This window comes from Actinoplanes nipponensis, from assembly GCF_016862275.1.
GTDB lineage: Bacteria > Actinomycetota > Actinomycetes > Mycobacteriales > Micromonosporaceae > Actinoplanes > Actinoplanes nipponensis.
The window spans coordinates 25,045-42,701 of the sequence record NZ_BOMQ01000016.1 but is presented as its reverse complement, the minus strand read 5'-3'; the positions used below and the strand labels follow the sequence as shown (position 1 = coordinate 42,701).

Here is a 17,657-nt window from a genome sequence, read left to right as displayed (position 1 = left end):
GGCCGGCCGAACAAGGTTGTGTGACGGCATCCCCGGGGAAGACCCGCATCAGTCGCCGCCGCGTCGTCGGCGCGGCCGGCGCCGCCGTGGCGCTCACCGCGGCCGGGCCGGCGCCGGCCGCCGCGGCGGCGTCGACCACCAAGTCGTACCTCGCGGCGGACGCCGAGCTGCACCTGCTGCGGCGCGCCACCTACGGGCCCACCGCCGCCTCCGTCGCCGAGATCCGCCGGCTCGGCACGGCGGCCTGGCTGGACCGCCAGCTCGACCCGGCCGCCATCGCCGACCCGGCCTGCGACGCCCTGCTGACCCGCTTCCCGCTGATCGAGCTGTCGATCGGCGAGGTCCGCTCCCGGGTCCGGGCGGGCACCCTGCGGTACGGCTGGGACACCATGCTCCAGCTGGGCTTCGCCGCCACCAGCCGGGCCATCTGGAGCGAGCGGCAGCTGCTGGAGGTGATGGTCGACTTCTGGTCCAACCACCTCAACGTCACCAACCCCGCCGGCGACGTCTGGGACAGCCGGCAGGACTACGACCGGACGGTGATCCGGCCGCACGCGCTGGGCCGCTTCGCCGACCTGCTCAAGGCCTCCGCCCGGCACCCGGCCATGCTGACGTACCTGGACAACCGCTTCTCCACCAAGTACGCGCCGAACGAGAACTACGGCCGCGAGCTGCTCGAACTGCACACCGTCGGGCTGGGCTACACCGAGTCCGACGTCAAGGACGCCGCCCGGCTGCTCACCGGGCTGACCGTCGACTGGGACACCGGCGGCTACAAGTACAGCCCGAACACGCACGCCACCGGTCCGGTGCAGGTGGCCGGTTTCCGGCACGACAACGCCACCGCGGCCGGCGGCGAGACGGCGGTGCTGGCCCTGCTCGACCACCTGGCCCGGCACCCGGCGACCGCCCGGCACATCGCCACCAAGCTGTGCGTGCGCTTCGTCGCCGACAACCCGCCCGCCTCCCTGGTGAACCGGCTGGCCAAGGTCTACCTGGAGCACCGGTCCGCGATCGTCCCGGTGCTGCGGGCCCTGTTCGGCTCGCCGGAGTTCCGGGCCTCGGCCGGCGCGAAGATCCGCACCCCGTACGAGGACATCGTGGCGACGGTCCGCGCGGTCGGCTACGGCCCCGACGCCACCGGAACGGCGGGCATCGAATCGCTCTACTGGCTGATCGGCTCGCTCGGTCAGGCGCCGCTGTCCTGGGCGCCACCGAACGGCTACCCCGACGTCGCCGCGGCCTGGACGTCGCCCGGCGGCGTGCTGGCCCGGTGGAACGCCCACCTGCACATCGTCGCGGGTTACCGGCCCAAGGAGTTCCAGCGGCCGGCGGACCTGGCCGGTGCGCTCGTCGGCGCGCTGCCGGCGACCTACGGCGAACTGATCGACGCGCTGGCCCGGCGGTTGTTCGGCCGTACCCTGCCGGCCGAGCACAGGTCGGCGCTGGCGGCGTACTTCGGCAAGACCGCCGGCACGGCGCTGCGGCCGTCCGACTCGGCCGTCGGCTGGCGGCTCCCCCAGCTCGTGGCCCTGATGCTGAACTCCCCCTACTTCGCGGTGAGGTGACGACCATGATCGAGCAGAGCTGTGGCTGCGCGGACGACCGGCGCACCGCCATGACCCGGCGCGGCGCCCTGGGCCGGGCCCTCGCGGCCGGCGCCACCGGGGCGTTCGCCGCCCTGGCCGGCGATCAGATCTCCACCCAGCTGGCCTTCGCGGCCGGCCGGTACACCGGTGACACGCTGGTGCTGCTGTCGCTGCGCGGCGGCTTCGACGGGATGTCGGCCATCGTGCCCGCCGGCGACCCGGCGTACTACGCGGCCCGGCCGGACATCGCCGTGCCCCGGTCCCGGCTGCTCGGCGGGGACGCCCGCTTCGGCCTGCACCCGGCCCTGGCCCCGCTGCTGCCGTTCTGGCAGGCCGGCACGTTCGGCGCGGTGCACGCCGTCGGCCAGAGCCGGCCGAACCGCTCGCACTTCTCCGCGATGGAGGAGCTGGAACGGGCCGCGCCCGGCACCTCGGTCCGTACGGGCTGGCTGGACCGGATGCTCGGCGGCCTCGGCGCGGGCAGCCCGTTCCACGGCGTCTCGATGGGCAGCATGATGCCGGCCCGGATGCTGGCCGGGCCGGCGCCCGCCCTCGGCATGAAGTCGATCAAGGAATTCGCGCTGGACGGCGACCAGCCCGGTCAGCCCATGGCGGCCACCCTGGCCAGCCTCTACGCCGGGGCGCCGGACGTGCTGAGCCGGCCGGCCGGTCAGGTGATGGGCTCGCTGGCCACCGCGAAGGCCCTGGCGGTCGACGCGTACCAGCCGGCCAACGGCGCGGTCTACCCCGACGACACGCTGGGCCGCGCGCTCCAGGATGTCGCCCGGCTGATCAAGGGCCGGGCCGGGCTGATGACCGCCTGCGTCGACTCCGGCGACTGGGACATCCACGAGAACCTCGGCGCGGCCGTGCCCGGCAAGCGGATGCACGACAAACTGGCCCAGCTGGCCGCCGCCCTGGCCGCGTTCGCGACCGACCTCGGCGGCACGGCGATGAAGCGGGTCACCCTGGTGACGGTCAGCGAGTTCGGCCGGCGGGTACGCCAGAACGGCTCCAACGGCCTCGACCACGGCTACGGCAACGCGATGCTGCTGCTGGGCGGCGGCGTGGTGGGCGGCCGGGTGCACGGGCGCTGGCCCGGCCTCGACGAGCGCCACCTGGTCGACGGCGACCTGGCCGTCACCACCGACTACCGCGCGGTCATCGGCGAGATCCTGCACAAGCGCTGCGGGCTGGCCGACACCCGGTCGGTCTTCCCGAAGGTCAGGAGCACGACGTCGGGCGTGGTGCGGTCGCGGTGAGCCTCAGAGGCGGGCGGCGACGGCCAGCAGCAGCGCGGCGATGCCGGCGGCGGACAGGCCGATCCGCAGCACCGCCGGATCGCTGAGGATCAGCATCGTCGTCCGCGCGCCGGTCCCGCGTCGCGCCACACCGTTGTCCGCCATCGTGGTCTCCCCTCGCCCCGGCGGCGCCGAGCGCCGCGATGACCCGACTATCCCCGCCGGGCCGCCCCGCCACATCGCCACTGAGCGGGGTTCGACCGGCCCGCGGCTGCGACGAAAGTCGTAGTGATCTGCTCGTCGCCCTCCCCCGCGGGCCGGACCGGCCCCGGCCGCGGCGCCGCCGTCACCCGGGCCGCGGCGAGCGGGCAGCGCGACCCGATGTCCGGGTGCGGATGCCGCCCCGCGCGGACCAGACTCTCGATCTCGGTGACCAGCAGCGGGCCGGTGAACGGCTTCAGCACCACCGCGCAGGCCTGGGCCTCGACGGCCCGCGGGTCGCCCGGGGTCAGCGAGCCGCTGATCAGCGCCACCGGAACCTCGTTGAGCGCCGGCTCGGCCCGGACCGCCCGGCAGAGCTCCAGGCCGGTGAGTCCGGGCATGTCGAGATCGGTCAGGATCAGCTCGGGCCGGGCCTCGACGGCCATCCGCAGGGCCTGCCGGCCGTCCGCCGCGACCAGCACGGAGAACCCGGTCCGCCGGAAGATGCGCTCGAGGACCGCCCGGATGTCGTCGTCGTCCTCGGCGATGAGCAAGACGGTCATGAGTGAACCTTCCTGGGAGGGCCGCGGTTCGTGCCGGGACACCGGTCCCCGCGGCGTCGGGACCCGTCCGGCGCCACAGACACTGTGCTGGTCCGCGGCGCCGGACGGGGCGACGACACGACATCCGCGGACGGCCCCGGCCGATCAGAGCCGATCGGTGGACACCGTACGGATGATCACGGCCGCGGCGGCCGGGCCCCGGCCGGACCGCTCAGTGCGGCCAGCCGAGCTCGTCGAGCAGGCTCTCGGTGAGGCGGTAGATCTTGCGCTGCGGGCGCTGCCGGCGGACGGCGACATCCGCCGGCTCCAGTTCGCACACCGTCCAGCCGGCCGCGCGCAGGCGTCGCAGTGTCGCGTACACCGTGGACTCCGACAGCCCGGTCTCCCGCATGATCGCCATGCCGAAGTCGTGCCCGTCCCGGATGGCCTGGATCAGCCGCCGGGTCCGGTGGGTGACGATCAGCCTGGGCGCCTGTTTCTCGTCGGCGCTCGCGCGGTCACCGTGCTGCGGACAGACCCAGCCGTGTTCGCGGTGCTGGCTCCAGCCGATCGCGCGGAGCCGGCCCGCGATGCCGGTGCTCTCGCAGGACACGAGCTGCTCGGCCGGGCAGCCCTGCGGATGCCGGCAGCGGACCATGGCCACGGTGAACGGACTGTCCGTCGTTCCGGCCGGCCCGGCGGGCGGCTGCCCGGGCGTCCGCCGGCCGGATGCGCCGTCGCGCGTGGCCCTGACCATCATCGCGGAAGCCGATCGCGACGGCGGCCCCGGCGGCCGGCGGGTTCCGAGCGCGGGATCGTGCGGGTGCGCGGATGGTCGGCGGTACGCGGGCGGTCGACCGCGCGCGGGCGTTCGGCGGCGCGCGGAGCCGCGGCGGTGCGGTGCCGCACCGCCAGGTCGAACATCGAGTACGAGGCGTGGTCGTACCCCGCGCGGAACGCGAGATCCTGCCGGAGGCTGTGGGTGTACCACTGGTGGACGCGCCCGACGGCGTAGCTGCTGGGCACGACGAGGAACAGGGAGAAGATCAGTTGGAGAAGCTGGTCTGCTGGCGCGGTCATGGCGGTGCCGTCACCTGTCTTTGGGTAGGTGGGTCGCGATGGGGCTGTGGGGGGACGCGGCGGTGCGGTTCGGCTGGTGATCACCTCCCCGGCGCGGGCCGGCCACTGTGATCAGGGCGCCCGCGGCATGGTCGTAACCCCGGCAGAAGGCGGCCCGGCGCTCGAGCCCCTGGCGGGACCACTGGTGGACGCAGCCGGTGACATAGGCGGCCAGCGCCGCGATCAGTACGGCGAGGACGACCGTCAGGCCGGCCGGATCCCAGTTATCCATGATCACCAACGGGTTCGTCGAGGCGAGCGGGCAGGAACGGCGGTCGCCGGTGATCGCCGGGCGCCGGTCGGGACCGCGGCGCGACGTCCGGGCGGGATGACCCCGGCCACCGCGCACAGCGACGACCGGCGCCGCCGGTGAGGAGGTGGGGCGATGCTGCATCGTGGGTGCCCGCCGTCGGCGCGGCGGGACGCCGCGGCGATCGACCGGCCGGCCCCACGGGAGCGGCGGGAGCCGCTTCGCCTCTGCCGCATGCATCGGGGAGGACGACCGATGGGACAAAGAGGCGTGAGACAGCGGTGACACCGGCCGAGATCAAGGGTGCCGGGTGCGGGTGCGGGTGGCGCCTCAGTGCGCGGCGCCACCGGGCGCGGCGCAGCTGAGCCGCGTGGCGACGATACGGCGGCGGGCGTGCCCGACGACCGGCCGGCCGTACGGCCCTTCGGCCGCCGGCGGCGGGCCGGTCAGCAACGGCGGCGCGGCGGCGGCCTCCTCGGCCTGTCGGCGCAGCGCCATGCCGAACATGGAGTCCGACGCCCGGTCGTAGCCGGAGCGGTAGGCCTCGTCACGCTCCGTGCCGTCGCGATACCACTGGTGGATGCGGCCCAGCGCGTAACCGCTGGCGACGATGAAGGCGATCGCGAAGACCACCTGGATCAGAGCGTTACCGGGGGCGACCATGCAAGATCTGCCTTTCTGGAGGTCGGCACGCCCCGGCGCCGCGGCACGCTAGTGCCGGTCGGCGACCGGGTGGTGCTGGCCGAGTGGATGGAAGGGGACGACCGCCCGGATCGGGGCGGTGTCGGCGGGGAGGTCAGCGGGCGCGGCGCCCGGGCCGGTCTTGCCCGGCATACCGCGCACGGCCAGCGGAAACAGGGTCCGGGAGGCCTGGTTGTAGCCCTCGCGGTAGGCCACGTCCCGCTCGAAGGCGTGGCGGTACCACTGGTGCACCCGTCCCGCCGCGTACGCGGTCACGATCACCAAGATCACCGCGAGCGCGATCTGGACAGTGGGAGATCCGATTTCCGTCATGGTGAGATAATATTTCCTCTATCACGATAAGTACACCAGCCTCCGGCCCCGTCGGCCCGGCCCCGAGTCCATTTGTTCCACCATTTCCGGTGGCAATCAGAACCGGTCGGACCGGCGTTTCTTCACCGGCGCGGATCGCTATCACGAAACGGTCTCGCCGGCCCCTCGCGAAACCCGCCGCGGACCGCCGCCGACGGCCTCACGACGACGCGCCGACGCCGGTCGCCCGCACCGGGACGGTGAACACCGCGCCCCGGCAGGCGGGGTCGGCGGCGCCGGTCATCCGCAGGGCGCCCGGCATGATGAAGACGCCGATGGTGTTCCGCGGCACCTCCCACGACACCGGCCGGGAATCCGCGGCGACGGCCAGTCCCGTGCCGCGGCAACCGGCATCGTGATGCGCCGGGTCGGCGGTCACCGCGCCGGACCCGGCACGGACCGCGACCACCCGCACCGGGAAGGCGTACCGGTTGGTCACGGTCACGGTCAGGCCGACGGCGGCACCCGGCGACAACGCCGCACCGTCGTCCGACCTGGCCTGCAGCGTCAGTTCGACCGGGCCGCCCGGCGCGGGCGCCGCGGCTGCCGCGTCGAGCCGCCAGTACGCCCAGGCGGCACCCGAGTTGACCAGCACCGCGACGGTGGCGGCCACGGCCAGGACGAGGCGGCCCCGGCGGTCGAGACGGGGCGAGCGCCGTACCCGGCCCACCCGCCGGGCGGGTGCGATGCCGACGCAGTCCGACCAGCCCAGCGTCTCCATCACGACGCCCGGGACGGACGGCCGGGCGGCGGTCCGGCGACGGCCCTGACCTGTGTGTCTGATGTCCGCATCTGTCTGGTCCTCCTGCCAACACGGGGCGCGCCTCCGGATCCTCGGGCCGGTGCGGTGGCGCGGGATCGGGCGCCCGGCGCCGGCAGCGGGCCAGCCGGCTACGAAAACCACATTCCCGGACCGCAGGCACTGTTGTACTCAGATGACCGCTCGGGCTTACGAGGGAGAAACGGTGACGCTGTGAGCTTTTCGGCTGAGCCCGAAGGACGTAGCCGTCGCGCGCATCGCGCCGGCGGAAACCGGCGGGGTTCCCGCCACTGAGCGGGATGACGGGAACCCCCGTCCGCCGCCCGCGTGACGACGGACCCCGGACCGTCCGGCGCTCCCCTCCGGGGGGCGGTGAGGGAAGCGCCGGACGGTGGTCTGGGCGACCTGGCGCCGCTCGCCTGGTCGGCGCCGGCCCTCGGTGGTTCTGGCCACCGAGGACCGGCCGGCCGTGGCTCCGCCTCCATGACGGCGGTCCGCGAGCCGTTCCCTGTCGGGGTTCGTGACGACAGGCTCATCGGGCGGATCTTTGTCGTCGTGCACGAGCTCCCGTACCGGCCGGCGACGGCGGGTCAGCCGGCGCCGGGTACGCGATCCCCGGACCGCGGGTCACCGGCGGACCGCCCGGCCGGTGCGCGCTCGAGGAGCCCCGGCCGCTCACCGATGACCTGCACGGCGGGGGCCGGCACGGTCACCGGGATCCCGGGTGGACCGTCGCGCCCCTGCCACCGGCCCAGATCCGGGCGCACGGTGTACCGCCAGGTGCCGGCGGGAACGCCGAGGTCGGGGCACGTCGTGGTGGTGACCACGCACGCCTCGGTGGCGCCGCCGTCGCCGTGCCGCATGACGACGTACGTCAGGGCCGGCAGGTCCTCGGCGCCCTCGCTGGCCCGCCACGCGACGGTGACGCCGGCGTCGCCGGCGACCGCGACCGGCCGGTGGCCGGTCGGCAGGAAGACGGTGTTCAGCACCATGCTCCCGGCGTCCGCCGCCGGCGCCCACGCGGCGCCGGCGGCGTAACCGCCGCCCAGCACCGTGACGGTGGTGGCCGCGGAGAGCCAGAACATCCTGCGGCCGGACGCCGGCCGGCGAGCGCCGCCGGACAGCGGGCTCCGGGTGTTCTTGGGCATGCCGAGGACTTCCTTTCCGCTGGGGAAAACCGCCGGCGCGAGCACCGGGGCGACCGGCGCGCCGCCCGTTTCGTCCGGGTCGAGACCGTCACCAGGGAAACCGAATCGCGGAATATGCGGATGATCAGATGAAGGGCCACGCTTGCGATGCGTGGATCCAGCAGATCGCCCTACTCGGACTACCTCGTAGGAATGAGCACCGGCCGGTAACCGGGGAACCGCCGGGGCGCGCGCCCCGGAACCGTTCGCGGCGACCTGCCCCTCGAGCGCGAGATATCAGGCCGATCGGCCGGCGGCAAATCAACAATGGCCATTCGGCATGATCCACCCCGCCGGCCCGCTTTTCCGGCGCGGCCCCGCCATTTGTTGCGATAGGCCGATCGGGGGAGCCGCGGTGGCCGATGATCTCGCCGCGGCCGGGCCGGACTAGCCTTTTCGGGGGACGAGCGCGAGGGCGGGTGTCATGCGGTACGTGGCGATCGGGGACAGCTTCAGCGAGGGCATGGGCGACGAGCTGCCCGACGGCACCGTGCGGGGCTGGACGGACCTCGTCGCCGCCGGCCTGAGCGCCGGCCTGGCCCCGCGCGGCGAGACCCTGGAGTACGCGAACCTGGCCATCCGCGGCCGGCTGCTGCGGCCCATCGTCACCACCCAGCTCGACGCCGCGCTCGCCCTGCGCCCGGCCGCCGACCTGCTCACCTTCAACGGTGGCGGCAACGACATGATGCGCCCGGGCGTGGACCTGGCCGAGTTGGTCGCGCAGATCGAGCAGGCGGTCCGGCGGTGCCTCGAGGCCGGCGTGCGCCCGGTGGTGCTCAGCGGCGCCGACCCGACCGCGCAGCTCCCGTTCGGGCGCACCATCCGCCGCCGCGGCGACTACCTCACCGCGGCGACCGCCGAGCTCTGCGCCCGGCACGACATCACCTTCGTGAACGCCTTCGGCGACGAGGAGATCCGCGACCACCGGTACTGGTCGTCGGACCGGCTGCACCTCAACAGCGCCGGCCACCGGCGGGTCGCCGGCCTGGTCCTGCACGCGCTGGGCTTCGCGGGGCCGCCCGAGCCGGCCGCGAGCGGGGCCGCGGGCCGGCGCCGGCTGGTGGAGAACGCCCGGTACTACCGGGAGCACGTCCTGCCGTGGATCCAGCGCCGGGTGCGCGGGCGTTCGTCGGGTGACAACCGCGACCCGAAGTACCCCCACTGGGAGCTCATCGCGCCACCGGCCGGATCGCCGCTGCCCTGACCGCGGTCAGGGCCGGACGGGGGCCCCGGCGTCCTGTGCCGCGGCCGTCCGGCGGCGGGCCTCGGTCACGTCGGCCATCAGCCGGTCCCAGCGCGGGTCCGCCCGGAACGGGCCGACCGGCAGGCCCGCGCCGACCCGGGCCCAGGTGTACTCCCACCAGGCCGCGACCCGTACCGGCCACAGCCCGACGCGGACCGCCCCGGCGAGGAAGCACCGGTGCACCAGCAGGGTGGCGCCGAGCAGCTCCGGGTCCAGCTCCAGCTCCGGGTCGTCGACGGCCCGGCCGAGCGCCCGTACGTCGCGGTGCATCTCCGAGTACGCCACCAGCCCGGGTGTCGCCGGGACGGCGAACTCCGTGTCCTCGACCATGTCGGCGGCGTACGCGGGCATGAAGACGACGTCGTCCACGGTGATGATCAGCGGCAGCTGCTCGTGCCCGCGCCGGACGCTGAGCTCCACGGCCGGTTGGCCGGTGGGCGCCTCGACCGGGTCGTGGCCGAGCACGTCCGCCGCCGCCAGCCGCACCGTGTCCCCGATCGCCGGCACCCGCGCGACCAGCGAGCCGGACTCGATCGAGACCTCGGTGCCGGGCACCGTACCGACCAACCGCGCGAGTTCCTCAACGTCCATGGCCCGGTTATACCCAACCGCCGCGAACCGAGCGCGGATCGCGGCGGCGGACGGAGCGGATCGTTACGGCGCCGCCCGGCAGTGGTGCCCGCCGGGTGGGCCCGGGTCGCCTCGCCGAGCGGGACCGTGACCCGGCCGGGCGTCGCGGATCGATGCCCGGTAACCCGGGCGAAGCCCCCACCGGGGGACGAACCGCGGTCGGTCCGCGGGGCCGACGCCGATCGTGTCGGGCTCCGCCGCGCCGGGCGATCCCGCTCTGGGTATCTTGCCCGGTATGAACGGTGTGGTGTCGGCGGCGGTCCCGGTCTGTTACGTGCGGAACATCGACCAGGCGCGGGACTTTTACGCGATGTTCGGCTACAACGAACGGCAGAGCGGCGAGCAGGACGGCGGGCTCTGGTCGTATCTGCAGAGCGCCGGCCACACCCTGCTGCTGGCCTGCGTGCAGCCGCCGCTGATCCAGGCCGAGCTGCCGCTGCTCATCTACCTGTACGTCGACGACCTGGCCGCGGTCCGGGAGCGCTTCGAGGCCGCCGGGCACGCCGTGGAGCCGGCCGGCTACCCCGCCCACGCGCCCGGCGGGGAGGCCCGCACGCGGGACCCGGACGGCAACGTGGTGGTCTTCGGCCAGCGCACCGGCACCCCGGAGCACCACCGGGAGCACTCCGGCGAGGCGGCCCGCAGTTCCCTGCTGCGCGAGGCCGCCGAGGCCATCGGGCGGCGCGGCGGCGCGCCGGCCGGCTGCCAGGTCGGCCACGCCGACGGCAGCACGTGCGATGAGCCGGCCGAGGTCAAGCTGGCCGACTCGTGGGGCGACACCGTGTGGGGCTGCCTGGGCCACACCGACGAGGCCCTGATCAACGCCCGCAGCGCGTTCATCGCCACCGAGGACGGGCTCGGTCTGGGGCCGTGGCTGCGCACCCGCCGCGGCCGCCCGGAGGCCTGACCGTCAGCGGCCGGGCCCGGCGCCCAGCACCTCGTCGATCTGGCCGACCGCGGCGGTCAGCCCCTGCTCGAAACCCATCACGATGAGCTGGTCCATCGCGTCGGCGGAGGGGAACGTCGTCACCACGACCATGCGGGCGCGGCCCGGGTGCTCCTCGATGCGCACGCGCACCAGCAGGGGCGGGATGCCCGGATCACCCAGCTCGAACTCCAGCCCGTACGGCGGGGACACGGCCAGCACCCGCCACCAGCCGGGCGACCGGGCGCCGTCCGGGCCGGTCACGAAGTAGGAGACGGCGCCGCCGGGCCGCAGGTCGTGCTCCACCACGGTGGCGGGGTGCGTCGGCGGCCCCCACCAGCGTTCGAGCCGGCGCGGGTCGGCCCAGAGCTGCCAGACGCCCGCGGCGGTGGCGGCGAACTCCGCGGTGAGGGTCATCGTGCGGGCCCGCGGATCCTTGTGGACGCCGGTGACGGTCATGCGGGGTCTCCCGGGCGCGGGTCCTCGGCCAGGATCTCGCCGAAGCGGTCCATCCGGGCCCGCCAGATCAGCTCGAGCTGGTCGAGCAGCCGCGCGGCCCGGCGCACGGTGGCGACGTTGCCGGTGACGAGCTGCTCGCGCCCGCTGCGGCGCTTGGTGACCAGCGCGGCCCGTTCCAGCACGGCGACGTGCTTCTGCACGGCCGCGAAGGTCATCGGGTAGAGCCGGGACAGCGCCGACACGGAGTACTCGTTCTGCAGGGTCCGCACCACGATGTCGCGCCGCGTCCCGTCGGCGAGGGCGTGGAACACGTCGTCCAGCTCATCTACAACCATGTGGTAGTACATTACCATGAGGCTCATCTCGCAGCAGTTCATGTCCCTGGACGGCGTGACGCAGGGTCCCGGGGCGCCCGACGAGGACACCAGCGACGGGTTCACCCGGGGCGGCTGGTTCGCGCCGTACGTGGACGACACGTTCCTGCGGCTGGTCACCGGCTGGACCAATGAGGCCGACGGCTTCCTGCTGGGCCGGCGGACGTACGAGGCGTTCGCCCGGGACTGGCCGCAGGCGACCGACCCGGGCGACGAGGTGGCCCGGCAGCTCAACGGCCGGCCCAAGTACGTCGCCTCCCGCACCCTGCGCGCCGGCGGTTGGGCGCCCACCACCGTGCTGGCCGGCGACGTGGCGGCCGCGGTGGCCGAGCTCAAGCGCCGGCCCGGCCGGGAGCTGCAGATCCACGGCAGCGTCCGGCTGGCCCAGTCGATGCTGGCCGCGGGCCTGGTCGACGAGCTGCGGCTGGTCATCGCCCCGGTGGTGGTGGGCGCGGGCCGCCGGATGTTCCCGGCCGGCAGCACGCCGGCCGGCCTGCGGCTGCGGCGTCACGAGTCGACGCCCGCCGGGCTCGCGATCCACGTCTACGAACCGGCGGGGCCCCCGGCGACGGGCAGCTACCGCACGACCGACCGATGATGACAGCGGTTGTTAGCTTGCCCGCATGGACAGTGGTCAACGTGACGGCTCCGAGCCCGGTACCGCCGCGATGCTCTACGCCGGCGCGGTGGCCGGGGTGCTGCTGCGCGGGACGACCTGGGTGCTCAGCGGGCTCACCGTCGGGCCGCTGCTGGGCGTGATGGACACCCTCGCCGGCGGGTGGAGCGACCGCCGCGAGACGCTGTTCGTCCAGGCCACGGTCACCGTGCTGGCCGTGCTGGCCGCCGTGCTGGGCGGGCTGGGGCTGCAGACCGAGCCGGCCCGCTACCGGCTGCCCGTACGCCTGCTCGCCGCGCTCTTCATCCTCGACGCGCTGGCCTACCTCGCGCCGCTCGTGCTCGCCGCCGGCTGGCCCGTCGTCGAGCTCACCACCGCGGCGTGGGCGCTGTTCGCGGTGACGGTCGTCGGCAACCTGGCCCTGGCCGGGCTGGCCCTGCTGATCATCGTCCGGAGCCGGCGGGTACGGGCGGCCGAGGCGCCGGTCGCGCCGAAGGTGATCACCCTAGGCTGAGCACCGCGGCCGTGACAGCCGACACGAGCGGGGCACCCGGGGGTGTGGCCACGCCCCGGGCCGGGAACATCGACGCGGTGCGCCACTACTCCGTGAAACTCGACTCCCCGACGAGCAACGCCTCCGGCACGGTCGCCGTCTACGGCCACTACGGCCGGCCCGTCCTGGTCTTCCCGACCGAGCTGGGGCAGGCCTGGGAGTTCGCCGAGCACGGGATGGTCGCCGCGGTCGAGGACCTGATCGAGGCCGGTCGGGTGAAGCTGTACTGCGCCGACTCGTTCGACGCGGCCACCTGGTCGGCCGACTACCTGCCGCTGGAGGAGCGGGCCCGCCGGCACGCCTCGTACGAGTCGTGGATCGTCGACGCCGTGGTGCCGCACGTGCGGGCCGACTCCGGGGAGGCCGCCGAGATCGCCACCGCCGGGTGCTCGATGGGCGCGTTCCACGCCCTGAACTTCGCGCTGAAGCGGGCCGACCTGTTCCCGCTGGCCCTGTGCTTCTCCGGCAACTACGAGCCGGCCGCCTGGCGCAGCTGGGGCGAGCGGGGCGACGCCGTCTACTTCAACAGCCCGGTGGACTACGTGGCCAACCTGCACGGCGAACACCTGGAGTGGCTGCGCTCGCGGGTCTCGGCCCTGCTGGTCTGCGGTCAGGGCCAGTGGGAGGACACCACCGGCGCGCTGGCCTCGACCCGCCGGATGGCGCAGCTGCTCGGCGCGCGGGGGCTGCGGCACGAGCTCGACCTGTGGGGTCCCGACGTGCCGCACGACTGGCCGTCCTGGCGCGCGCAGTTCGCCCACCATCTCTCCCGGTTCTGCTGACCGCCGGTTCCGGCCATCGGCCGGGTCGGTGTTGACCTTTGACCGTTCCGGCCGACCCGCGCGGGGGCGGGGCGAGGTACGGTCTCCCGGGCCCATTCGCGTCCGCACACCACAGGAGAGTCAAGATGCGCCGGATCCTCGCCGCTGTCGCCCTCACGGCGACCCTGCTCGCCGCGGCGGCCTGCAGCTCGGACGACGATGGGAACGACGACCAGGCCGGCGTCGGCACCAAGATCAGCGTCGGCGTGATCCCGATCGTCGACGTGGCGCCGATCTACCTGGGCAAGCAGAAGGGCTTCTTCAGCAGCCGGGGCATCGATCTGACGCTGGTGCCCGAGCAGGGTGGCGCCCCGATCGTCAAGGGCGTGCTGGCCGGCAAGTACCAGTTCGGCTTCAGCAACGCGACCTCGCTGATGGCGGCCAAGACTGACGGGGCCCCGCTCAAGGCGGTGGCCAACGGCGTCGCCTCCACCGGGCGCCCGGGGCGCGACTTCTCGGCGATCGTGGTGGCCGACGGCAGCCCGATCCGGTCGGCCAAGGATCTGGCCGGCAAGCGGGTCGGCGTCAACACCCTGAAGAACCTGGGCGACACCACCGTGCGGCAGTCGGTGCGGCTGGCCAAGGGCGACCCGGCGACCATCCAGTTCCAGGCGATGCCGTTCCCGGAGATGCCGTCCGCGCTCCAGGACCAGAAGCTCGACGCCGCCTGGGTGGTCGAGCCGCAGCTCTCCGAGGTGCTGACCCAGGGCGGCCAGGTCATCGCGTCCAACCTCGTCGACACGGCGCCGGACCTGACCGTGGCCCTGTACTTCACCGGCACCGCGATGATCGAGAAGGACCCGGAGCTGGTGAAGCACTTCACCGAGGCGATCAACGAGTCGCTGCGGTACGCCTCCGGCCACCCGGAGGAGGTCCGGGCGACCGTGGGCACGTACACGAAGATCAACGACGTGGTCCGGACCGCGATGATCCTGCCCAGCTGGCCCAACGACATCAACCGGGCCTCGCTGGAGCGGCTGGCCACGCTGGGCCGGGCGGACGGCATCTTCGCCAAGCCGCCCGTGCTGGACGACCTGCTGCCCTGACCCGGCGGCGGGCGGCGCGCCCGGGCCGGTGCGGTACTGGCACACTCGACGGGTGGGCAACGGGGAGCTGGAGAGTCACAGCCTCGTCGACCTCGCCCTCGATCGGCTCAGCCGGGAGATCCTCAGCGGCCGCACCGATCCCGGCGAGCGCCTCGTCGAGGAGCAGCTGACCCGCCGGCTCGGCATCAGCCGGGCGCCGCTGCGGGAGGCGCTGCGGCTGCTGGCCCAGCGGGGCCTGGTGGAGCACATCCCGCGGCGCGGCGTCCGGGTCGCCACCCTGTCCGACGACGACGTCCGCGAGCTGTACGAGGTCCGCGACGTCCTGGAGCGGCACGCGGTGGCTGGCATCCGGCCCGGCGCGGACCTCTCCGGCCTGGAGAGCGCCCTCGAGTCGATGCGCAAGGCGACCGGGGCCGGGGACCGCCTCGCCGTCGCCGACGCGCACCGCCGCTTCCACGTCGAGGTGGTCACCCTCGGGGGCAACCGCCAGCTCGGCGTCCTGTACGAGTCGGTGCTCGTCCGCCTCCAGCTCTACATGGCGGTCAACCTGCGCCGGGAGGCCGAGATCGCGGAGCCCTCGGACGGCGTGCACCGGCACGAACGGTTGCTGGCCGCCGTGCGCCGGGGCGACCCGGCGGCGATCATGGCGGCGCTGGGCGCCCACGGCGCCCGCACCTACCTGAGCTAGAAATCTGCCCGTTACCGGACAGGGATTCGGCCGAAACGAAACTGTCGACAATCGACAGAATGAAGGATGTCTTCCGGCGCATCCGGGCCCGCGGCGACGACGGTGTCTGGATCAGCACCGTCGCCGAGGCGGACCTGGCGGCCCGGGCCGCCGCCGTCCCGGCCGGCCTGCCCCTGTCCGGCCTGACCTTCGCGGTCAAGGACAACATCGACGTCGCCGGGCTGCCCACCACGGCCGCCTGCCCCGACTTCGCCTACCGGCCCGCCACCACCGCCCCGGTCGTGCAGCGGCTGCTCGACGCCGGGGCCCTGCTGGTCGGCAAGACCAACCTGGACCAGTTCGCCACCGGGCTGACCGGCACGCGGTCGCCGTACGGCACCCCCGAGAGCGTCTTCGGCGGGGGCCTGATCTCCGGCGGGTCGAGCTCCGGCTCGGCCGTCGCGGTGGCGGCCGGGCTCGTCGACTTCGCGCTCGGCACCGACACCGCCGGCTCCGGCCGGGTGCCCGCGGCGCTCAACGGCATCGTCGGCCTCAAGCCGACCCGGGGTCTGCTCAGCACGCTCGGCGTGGTGCCGGCCTGCCGGTCGCTGGACTGCGTGTCGATCTTCGCCCCGACCGTCGAGCGGGCCGCCGCGGTGCTGCGGGCCGCCCGGGGACCCGCGGACGGGGACCCCTGGGGGCGTACCGGATCGAGGCCGGCCGCCGGCCCGGCCGGCCTGCGCCTGGCCACCGCCCGGTCCCTGGACTTCTTCGGCGACGCCGGGCAGGAGAAGGCCTTCGCGGCCGGGCTGGGCCGCTTCCCGGGCCGCCCGCGCGAGATCGACATCGCTCCCCTGCTGGAAGCGGGCGACCTGCTCTACCGCGGGCCGTGGGTGGCCGAGCGGCTGGCCGACCTCGACGCTTTCCTGGCCGGGCATCCCGACTCCGTGCTCCCGGTGACCCGCCGGGTGCTGGAGACCGGGCGGCAGTTCAGCGCGGTCGACGCCTGGCGCGGGCTGCACCGGCTGCGGGAGTTGCGGGCCTGGACGGACCGGCTCTGGGACACCGTCGACGTGCTGGTGCTGCCGACCATCGGCACCACCTACACGCGGGACGAGATCGCCGCCGACCCGATCGGCCGGAACCTCGAGCTGGGCCGCTACACCCAGTTCGCGAACCTGCTCGACCTGGCCGCGATCACCGTCCCGAACGGCCTCACCGCCGACGGCCGCCCGGCGAGCCTGACCCTGTTCGGGCCCGCCTTCAGCGAGGAGACGCTGATCGCCCTGGCCGCCGGCCCCGAGCTGATGACGGTCGCCGTGGTCGGGCTGCACCTGAGCGGCGAACCGCGCAACCACGAGCTGACCGAGCGGGGCGCGACCCTGCTCGGCGCGGCCACCACCGCACCCTGCTACCGGCTCTACCGCCTGCCTTCCGGCGTACCGGGCCTGGTCCGGGACGACACCGGCGGCCCGATCGACGTCGAACTCTGGCAGCTGCCCGCCGCGGCGGTCGGCGGCCTGCTGGCCGGCATCGCCGCTCCCCTGTCGCTCGGCCGGATCGCGCTGGCCGACGGGACCGAGGCGACCGGCTTCCTCTGCGAGGCCTACGCGGTCGGCGCAGCCCAGGACATCACCGCCGGCGGCGGCTGGCGGGCCCACCGTTGCGCATCGGAAAGGCAGGACACATGACGGCGATCATCGGACCGGTCAAGGCCTCCCCCTATCTCTGGCCCTACGACGGCTCGGTGCCGGTCGAGCGCACCGCGCTGCTCTGCATCGACTGGCAGACCGACTTCTGCGGCCCCGGCGGCTACGTCGAGGCGATGGGGTACGACATCGCGCTGACCCGGGCCGGGCTGCCGGCCACCGCGCGGCTGCTGGCGCACGCCCGCGAGCTGGGCATGCTCGTCGTGCACACCCGCGAGGGCCACGACCCCGACCTGTCCGACCTGCCCGCCAACAAGCGCTGGCGGTCGGCGCAGATCGGCGCGGAGATCGGCGGGCCGGGACCGGCCGGCCGGATCCTGATCAAGGGCGAGCCGGGCTGGCAGATCGTGCCCGAGGTGGCCCCGGTCGCCGGTGAGGTCGTCGTCGACAAGCCCGGCAAGGGCGCCTTCTACGCCACCAACCTCGACCTGGTGCTGCGGACCCGGGGCATCTCGCACCTGATCCTGACCGGGATCACCACCGACGTCTGCGTGCACACGACCATGCGGGAGGCCAACGACCGCGGCTACGAATGCCTGATCCTCTCCGACTGCACCGGCGCCACGGACCCCGGCAACCACGCGGCGGCGCTGCACATGGTCACCATGCAGGGCGGCGTCTTCGGCTGCGTGGCCACCGCGGACGACCTCATCGCCGCGACGGAGGGCTGAG

At 74.2% G+C, this 17,657-nt stretch carries 23 protein-coding genes; 11 read left to right on the top strand and 12 right to left on the bottom strand.

The window, feature by feature from the left end:
• Positions 1-20 precede the first annotated feature (20 nt).
• A complete protein-coding gene (locus Ani05nite_RS06090; protein ID WP_239129377.1) occupies positions 21-1,568 on the top strand; it encodes a DUF1800 domain-containing protein in 1,548 nt (515 codons plus the stop codon).
• Between the two features lie 5 nt (positions 1,569-1,573).
• Positions 1,574-2,851: a DUF1501 domain-containing protein gene (locus Ani05nite_RS06085; RefSeq protein ID WP_239129374.1), complete on the top strand. Its 1,278-nt coding sequence runs from the start codon at positions 1,574-1,576 to the stop codon at positions 2,849-2,851.
• 3 nt (positions 2,852-2,854) lie between these two features.
• Here the strand turns inward: Ani05nite_RS06085 and Ani05nite_RS06080 are convergent, their stop codons facing one another.
• From Ani05nite_RS06080 to Ani05nite_RS06040, 9 genes are all read right to left on the bottom strand, one after another.
• On the bottom strand, positions 2,855-2,995 hold the full coding sequence (locus Ani05nite_RS06080) for a hypothetical protein (protein WP_203765875.1): 141 nt from the start codon (positions 2,993-2,995) through the stop codon (positions 2,855-2,857).
• Positions 2,996-3,042: 47 nt separating this feature from the next.
• Positions 3,043-3,594, bottom strand: a complete 552-nt coding sequence (locus Ani05nite_RS06075; RefSeq protein ID WP_203765873.1) for a response regulator — start codon at positions 3,592-3,594, stop codon at positions 3,043-3,045.
• Between the two features lie 211 nt (positions 3,595-3,805).
• Entirely contained in the window at positions 3,806-4,333 is a 528-nt protein-coding gene (locus Ani05nite_RS06070) for a PadR family transcriptional regulator (RefSeq protein WP_203765871.1), read from the bottom strand.
• Positions 4,330-4,653 carry a hypothetical protein gene (locus tag Ani05nite_RS06065; RefSeq protein WP_203765869.1) on the bottom strand — a complete coding sequence of 108 codons (324 nt, stop codon included), beginning with the start codon at positions 4,651-4,653 and terminating at the stop codon, positions 4,330-4,332. Before Ani05nite_RS06065 ends, Ani05nite_RS06070 begins: the two co-directional genes overlap by 4 nt.
• 10 nt (positions 4,654-4,663) lie before the next feature.
• The gene (locus Ani05nite_RS06060; RefSeq protein WP_203765867.1) at positions 4,664-5,086 is read right to left on the bottom strand and encodes a hypothetical protein; all 423 of its coding nucleotides are present in this window, start codon (positions 5,084-5,086) and stop codon (positions 4,664-4,666) included.
• A 186-nt stretch (positions 5,087-5,272) separates the two neighbouring features.
• Positions 5,273-5,605 carry a hypothetical protein gene (locus Ani05nite_RS06055; protein WP_203765864.1) on the bottom strand — a complete coding sequence of 111 codons (333 nt, stop codon included), beginning with the start codon at positions 5,603-5,605 and terminating at the stop codon, positions 5,273-5,275.
• 48 nt (positions 5,606-5,653) lie between these two features.
• The gene (locus Ani05nite_RS06050) at positions 5,654-5,956 is read right to left on the bottom strand and encodes a hypothetical protein (RefSeq protein ID WP_203765862.1); all 303 of its coding nucleotides are present in this window, start codon (positions 5,954-5,956) and stop codon (positions 5,654-5,656) included.
• Positions 5,957-6,155: 199 nt separating this feature from the next.
• Complete coding sequence (locus Ani05nite_RS06045; RefSeq protein WP_239129371.1) at positions 6,156-6,716, bottom strand: hypothetical protein; 561 nt, start codon at positions 6,714-6,716, stop codon at positions 6,156-6,158.
• Positions 6,717-7,345: 629 nt separating this feature from the next.
• Entirely contained in the window at positions 7,346-7,903 is a 558-nt protein-coding gene (locus Ani05nite_RS06040) for a hypothetical protein (protein ID WP_203765860.1), read from the bottom strand.
• 463 nt (positions 7,904-8,366) lie between these two features.
• Between Ani05nite_RS06040 and Ani05nite_RS06035 the strand changes: the two genes are divergently transcribed.
• Positions 8,367-9,146: an SGNH/GDSL hydrolase family protein gene (locus tag Ani05nite_RS06035; RefSeq protein WP_203765858.1), complete on the top strand. Its 780-nt coding sequence runs from the start codon at positions 8,367-8,369 to the stop codon at positions 9,144-9,146.
• 6 nt (positions 9,147-9,152) lie between these two features.
• Here Ani05nite_RS06035 and Ani05nite_RS06030 read toward each other — a convergent pair whose 3' ends face one another.
• Entirely contained in the window at positions 9,153-9,776 is a 624-nt protein-coding gene (locus Ani05nite_RS06030) for a hypothetical protein (protein WP_203765857.1), read from the bottom strand.
• Positions 9,777-10,050: 274 nt separating this feature from the next.
• Between Ani05nite_RS06030 and Ani05nite_RS06025 the strand changes: the two genes are divergently transcribed.
• Positions 10,051-10,722 (top strand): VOC family protein, encoded by a 672-nt coding sequence (locus Ani05nite_RS06025; protein ID WP_203765856.1) that lies wholly within the window; start codon positions 10,051-10,053, stop codon positions 10,720-10,722.
• A 3-nt stretch (positions 10,723-10,725) separates the two neighbouring features.
• On the opposite strand, the gene Ani05nite_RS06020 is transcribed toward Ani05nite_RS06025, so the two are convergent.
• Positions 10,726-11,199 carry an SRPBCC family protein gene (locus tag Ani05nite_RS06020; RefSeq protein ID WP_203765855.1) on the bottom strand — a complete coding sequence of 158 codons (474 nt, stop codon included), beginning with the start codon at positions 11,197-11,199 and terminating at the stop codon, positions 10,726-10,728.
• Positions 11,196-11,534, bottom strand: coding sequence for an ArsR/SmtB family transcription factor (locus Ani05nite_RS06015; protein ID WP_203765854.1), 339 nt, complete (start codon positions 11,532-11,534; stop codon positions 11,196-11,198). Before Ani05nite_RS06015 ends, Ani05nite_RS06020 begins: the two co-directional genes overlap by 4 nt.
• A gap of 16 nt (positions 11,535-11,550) precedes the next feature.
• Here Ani05nite_RS06015 and Ani05nite_RS06010 point away from each other — a divergent pair, with 16 nt between their 5' ends.
• The 7 genes from Ani05nite_RS06010 (at position 11,551) to biuH (ending at position 17,656) form a co-directional block, all read left to right on the top strand.
• On the top strand, positions 11,551-12,171 hold the full coding sequence (locus Ani05nite_RS06010; protein ID WP_203765853.1) for a dihydrofolate reductase family protein: 621 nt from the start codon (positions 11,551-11,553) through the stop codon (positions 12,169-12,171).
• A gap of 25 nt (positions 12,172-12,196) precedes the next feature.
• Positions 12,197-12,703: a hypothetical protein gene (locus tag Ani05nite_RS06005; RefSeq protein ID WP_203765852.1), complete on the top strand. Its 507-nt coding sequence runs from the start codon at positions 12,197-12,199 to the stop codon at positions 12,701-12,703.
• A gap of 11 nt (positions 12,704-12,714) precedes the next feature.
• Complete coding sequence (locus Ani05nite_RS06000) at positions 12,715-13,524, top strand: esterase family protein (RefSeq protein ID WP_239129369.1); 810 nt, start codon at positions 12,715-12,717, stop codon at positions 13,522-13,524.
• Positions 13,525-13,649: 125 nt separating this feature from the next.
• Positions 13,650-14,609 carry an ABC transporter substrate-binding protein gene (locus Ani05nite_RS05995; protein WP_203765850.1) on the top strand — a complete coding sequence of 320 codons (960 nt, stop codon included), beginning with the start codon at positions 13,650-13,652 and terminating at the stop codon, positions 14,607-14,609.
• A gap of 52 nt (positions 14,610-14,661) precedes the next feature.
• Positions 14,662-15,297, top strand: a complete 636-nt coding sequence (locus Ani05nite_RS05990) for a GntR family transcriptional regulator (RefSeq protein WP_203765848.1) — start codon at positions 14,662-14,664, stop codon at positions 15,295-15,297.
• A gap of 2 nt (positions 15,298-15,299) precedes the next feature.
• Complete coding sequence (locus Ani05nite_RS05985) at positions 15,300-16,967, top strand: allophanate hydrolase (RefSeq protein ID WP_307836692.1); 1,668 nt, start codon at positions 15,300-15,302, stop codon at positions 16,965-16,967.
• The gene (biuH, locus tag Ani05nite_RS05980) at positions 16,964-17,656 is read left to right on the top strand and encodes a biuret amidohydrolase (protein WP_203765844.1); all 693 of its coding nucleotides are present in this window, start codon (positions 16,964-16,966) and stop codon (positions 17,654-17,656) included. The genes Ani05nite_RS05985 and biuH overlap by 4 nt, the downstream gene beginning before the upstream one ends.
• The last annotated feature ends 1 nt before the right edge of the window (position 17,657 follow it).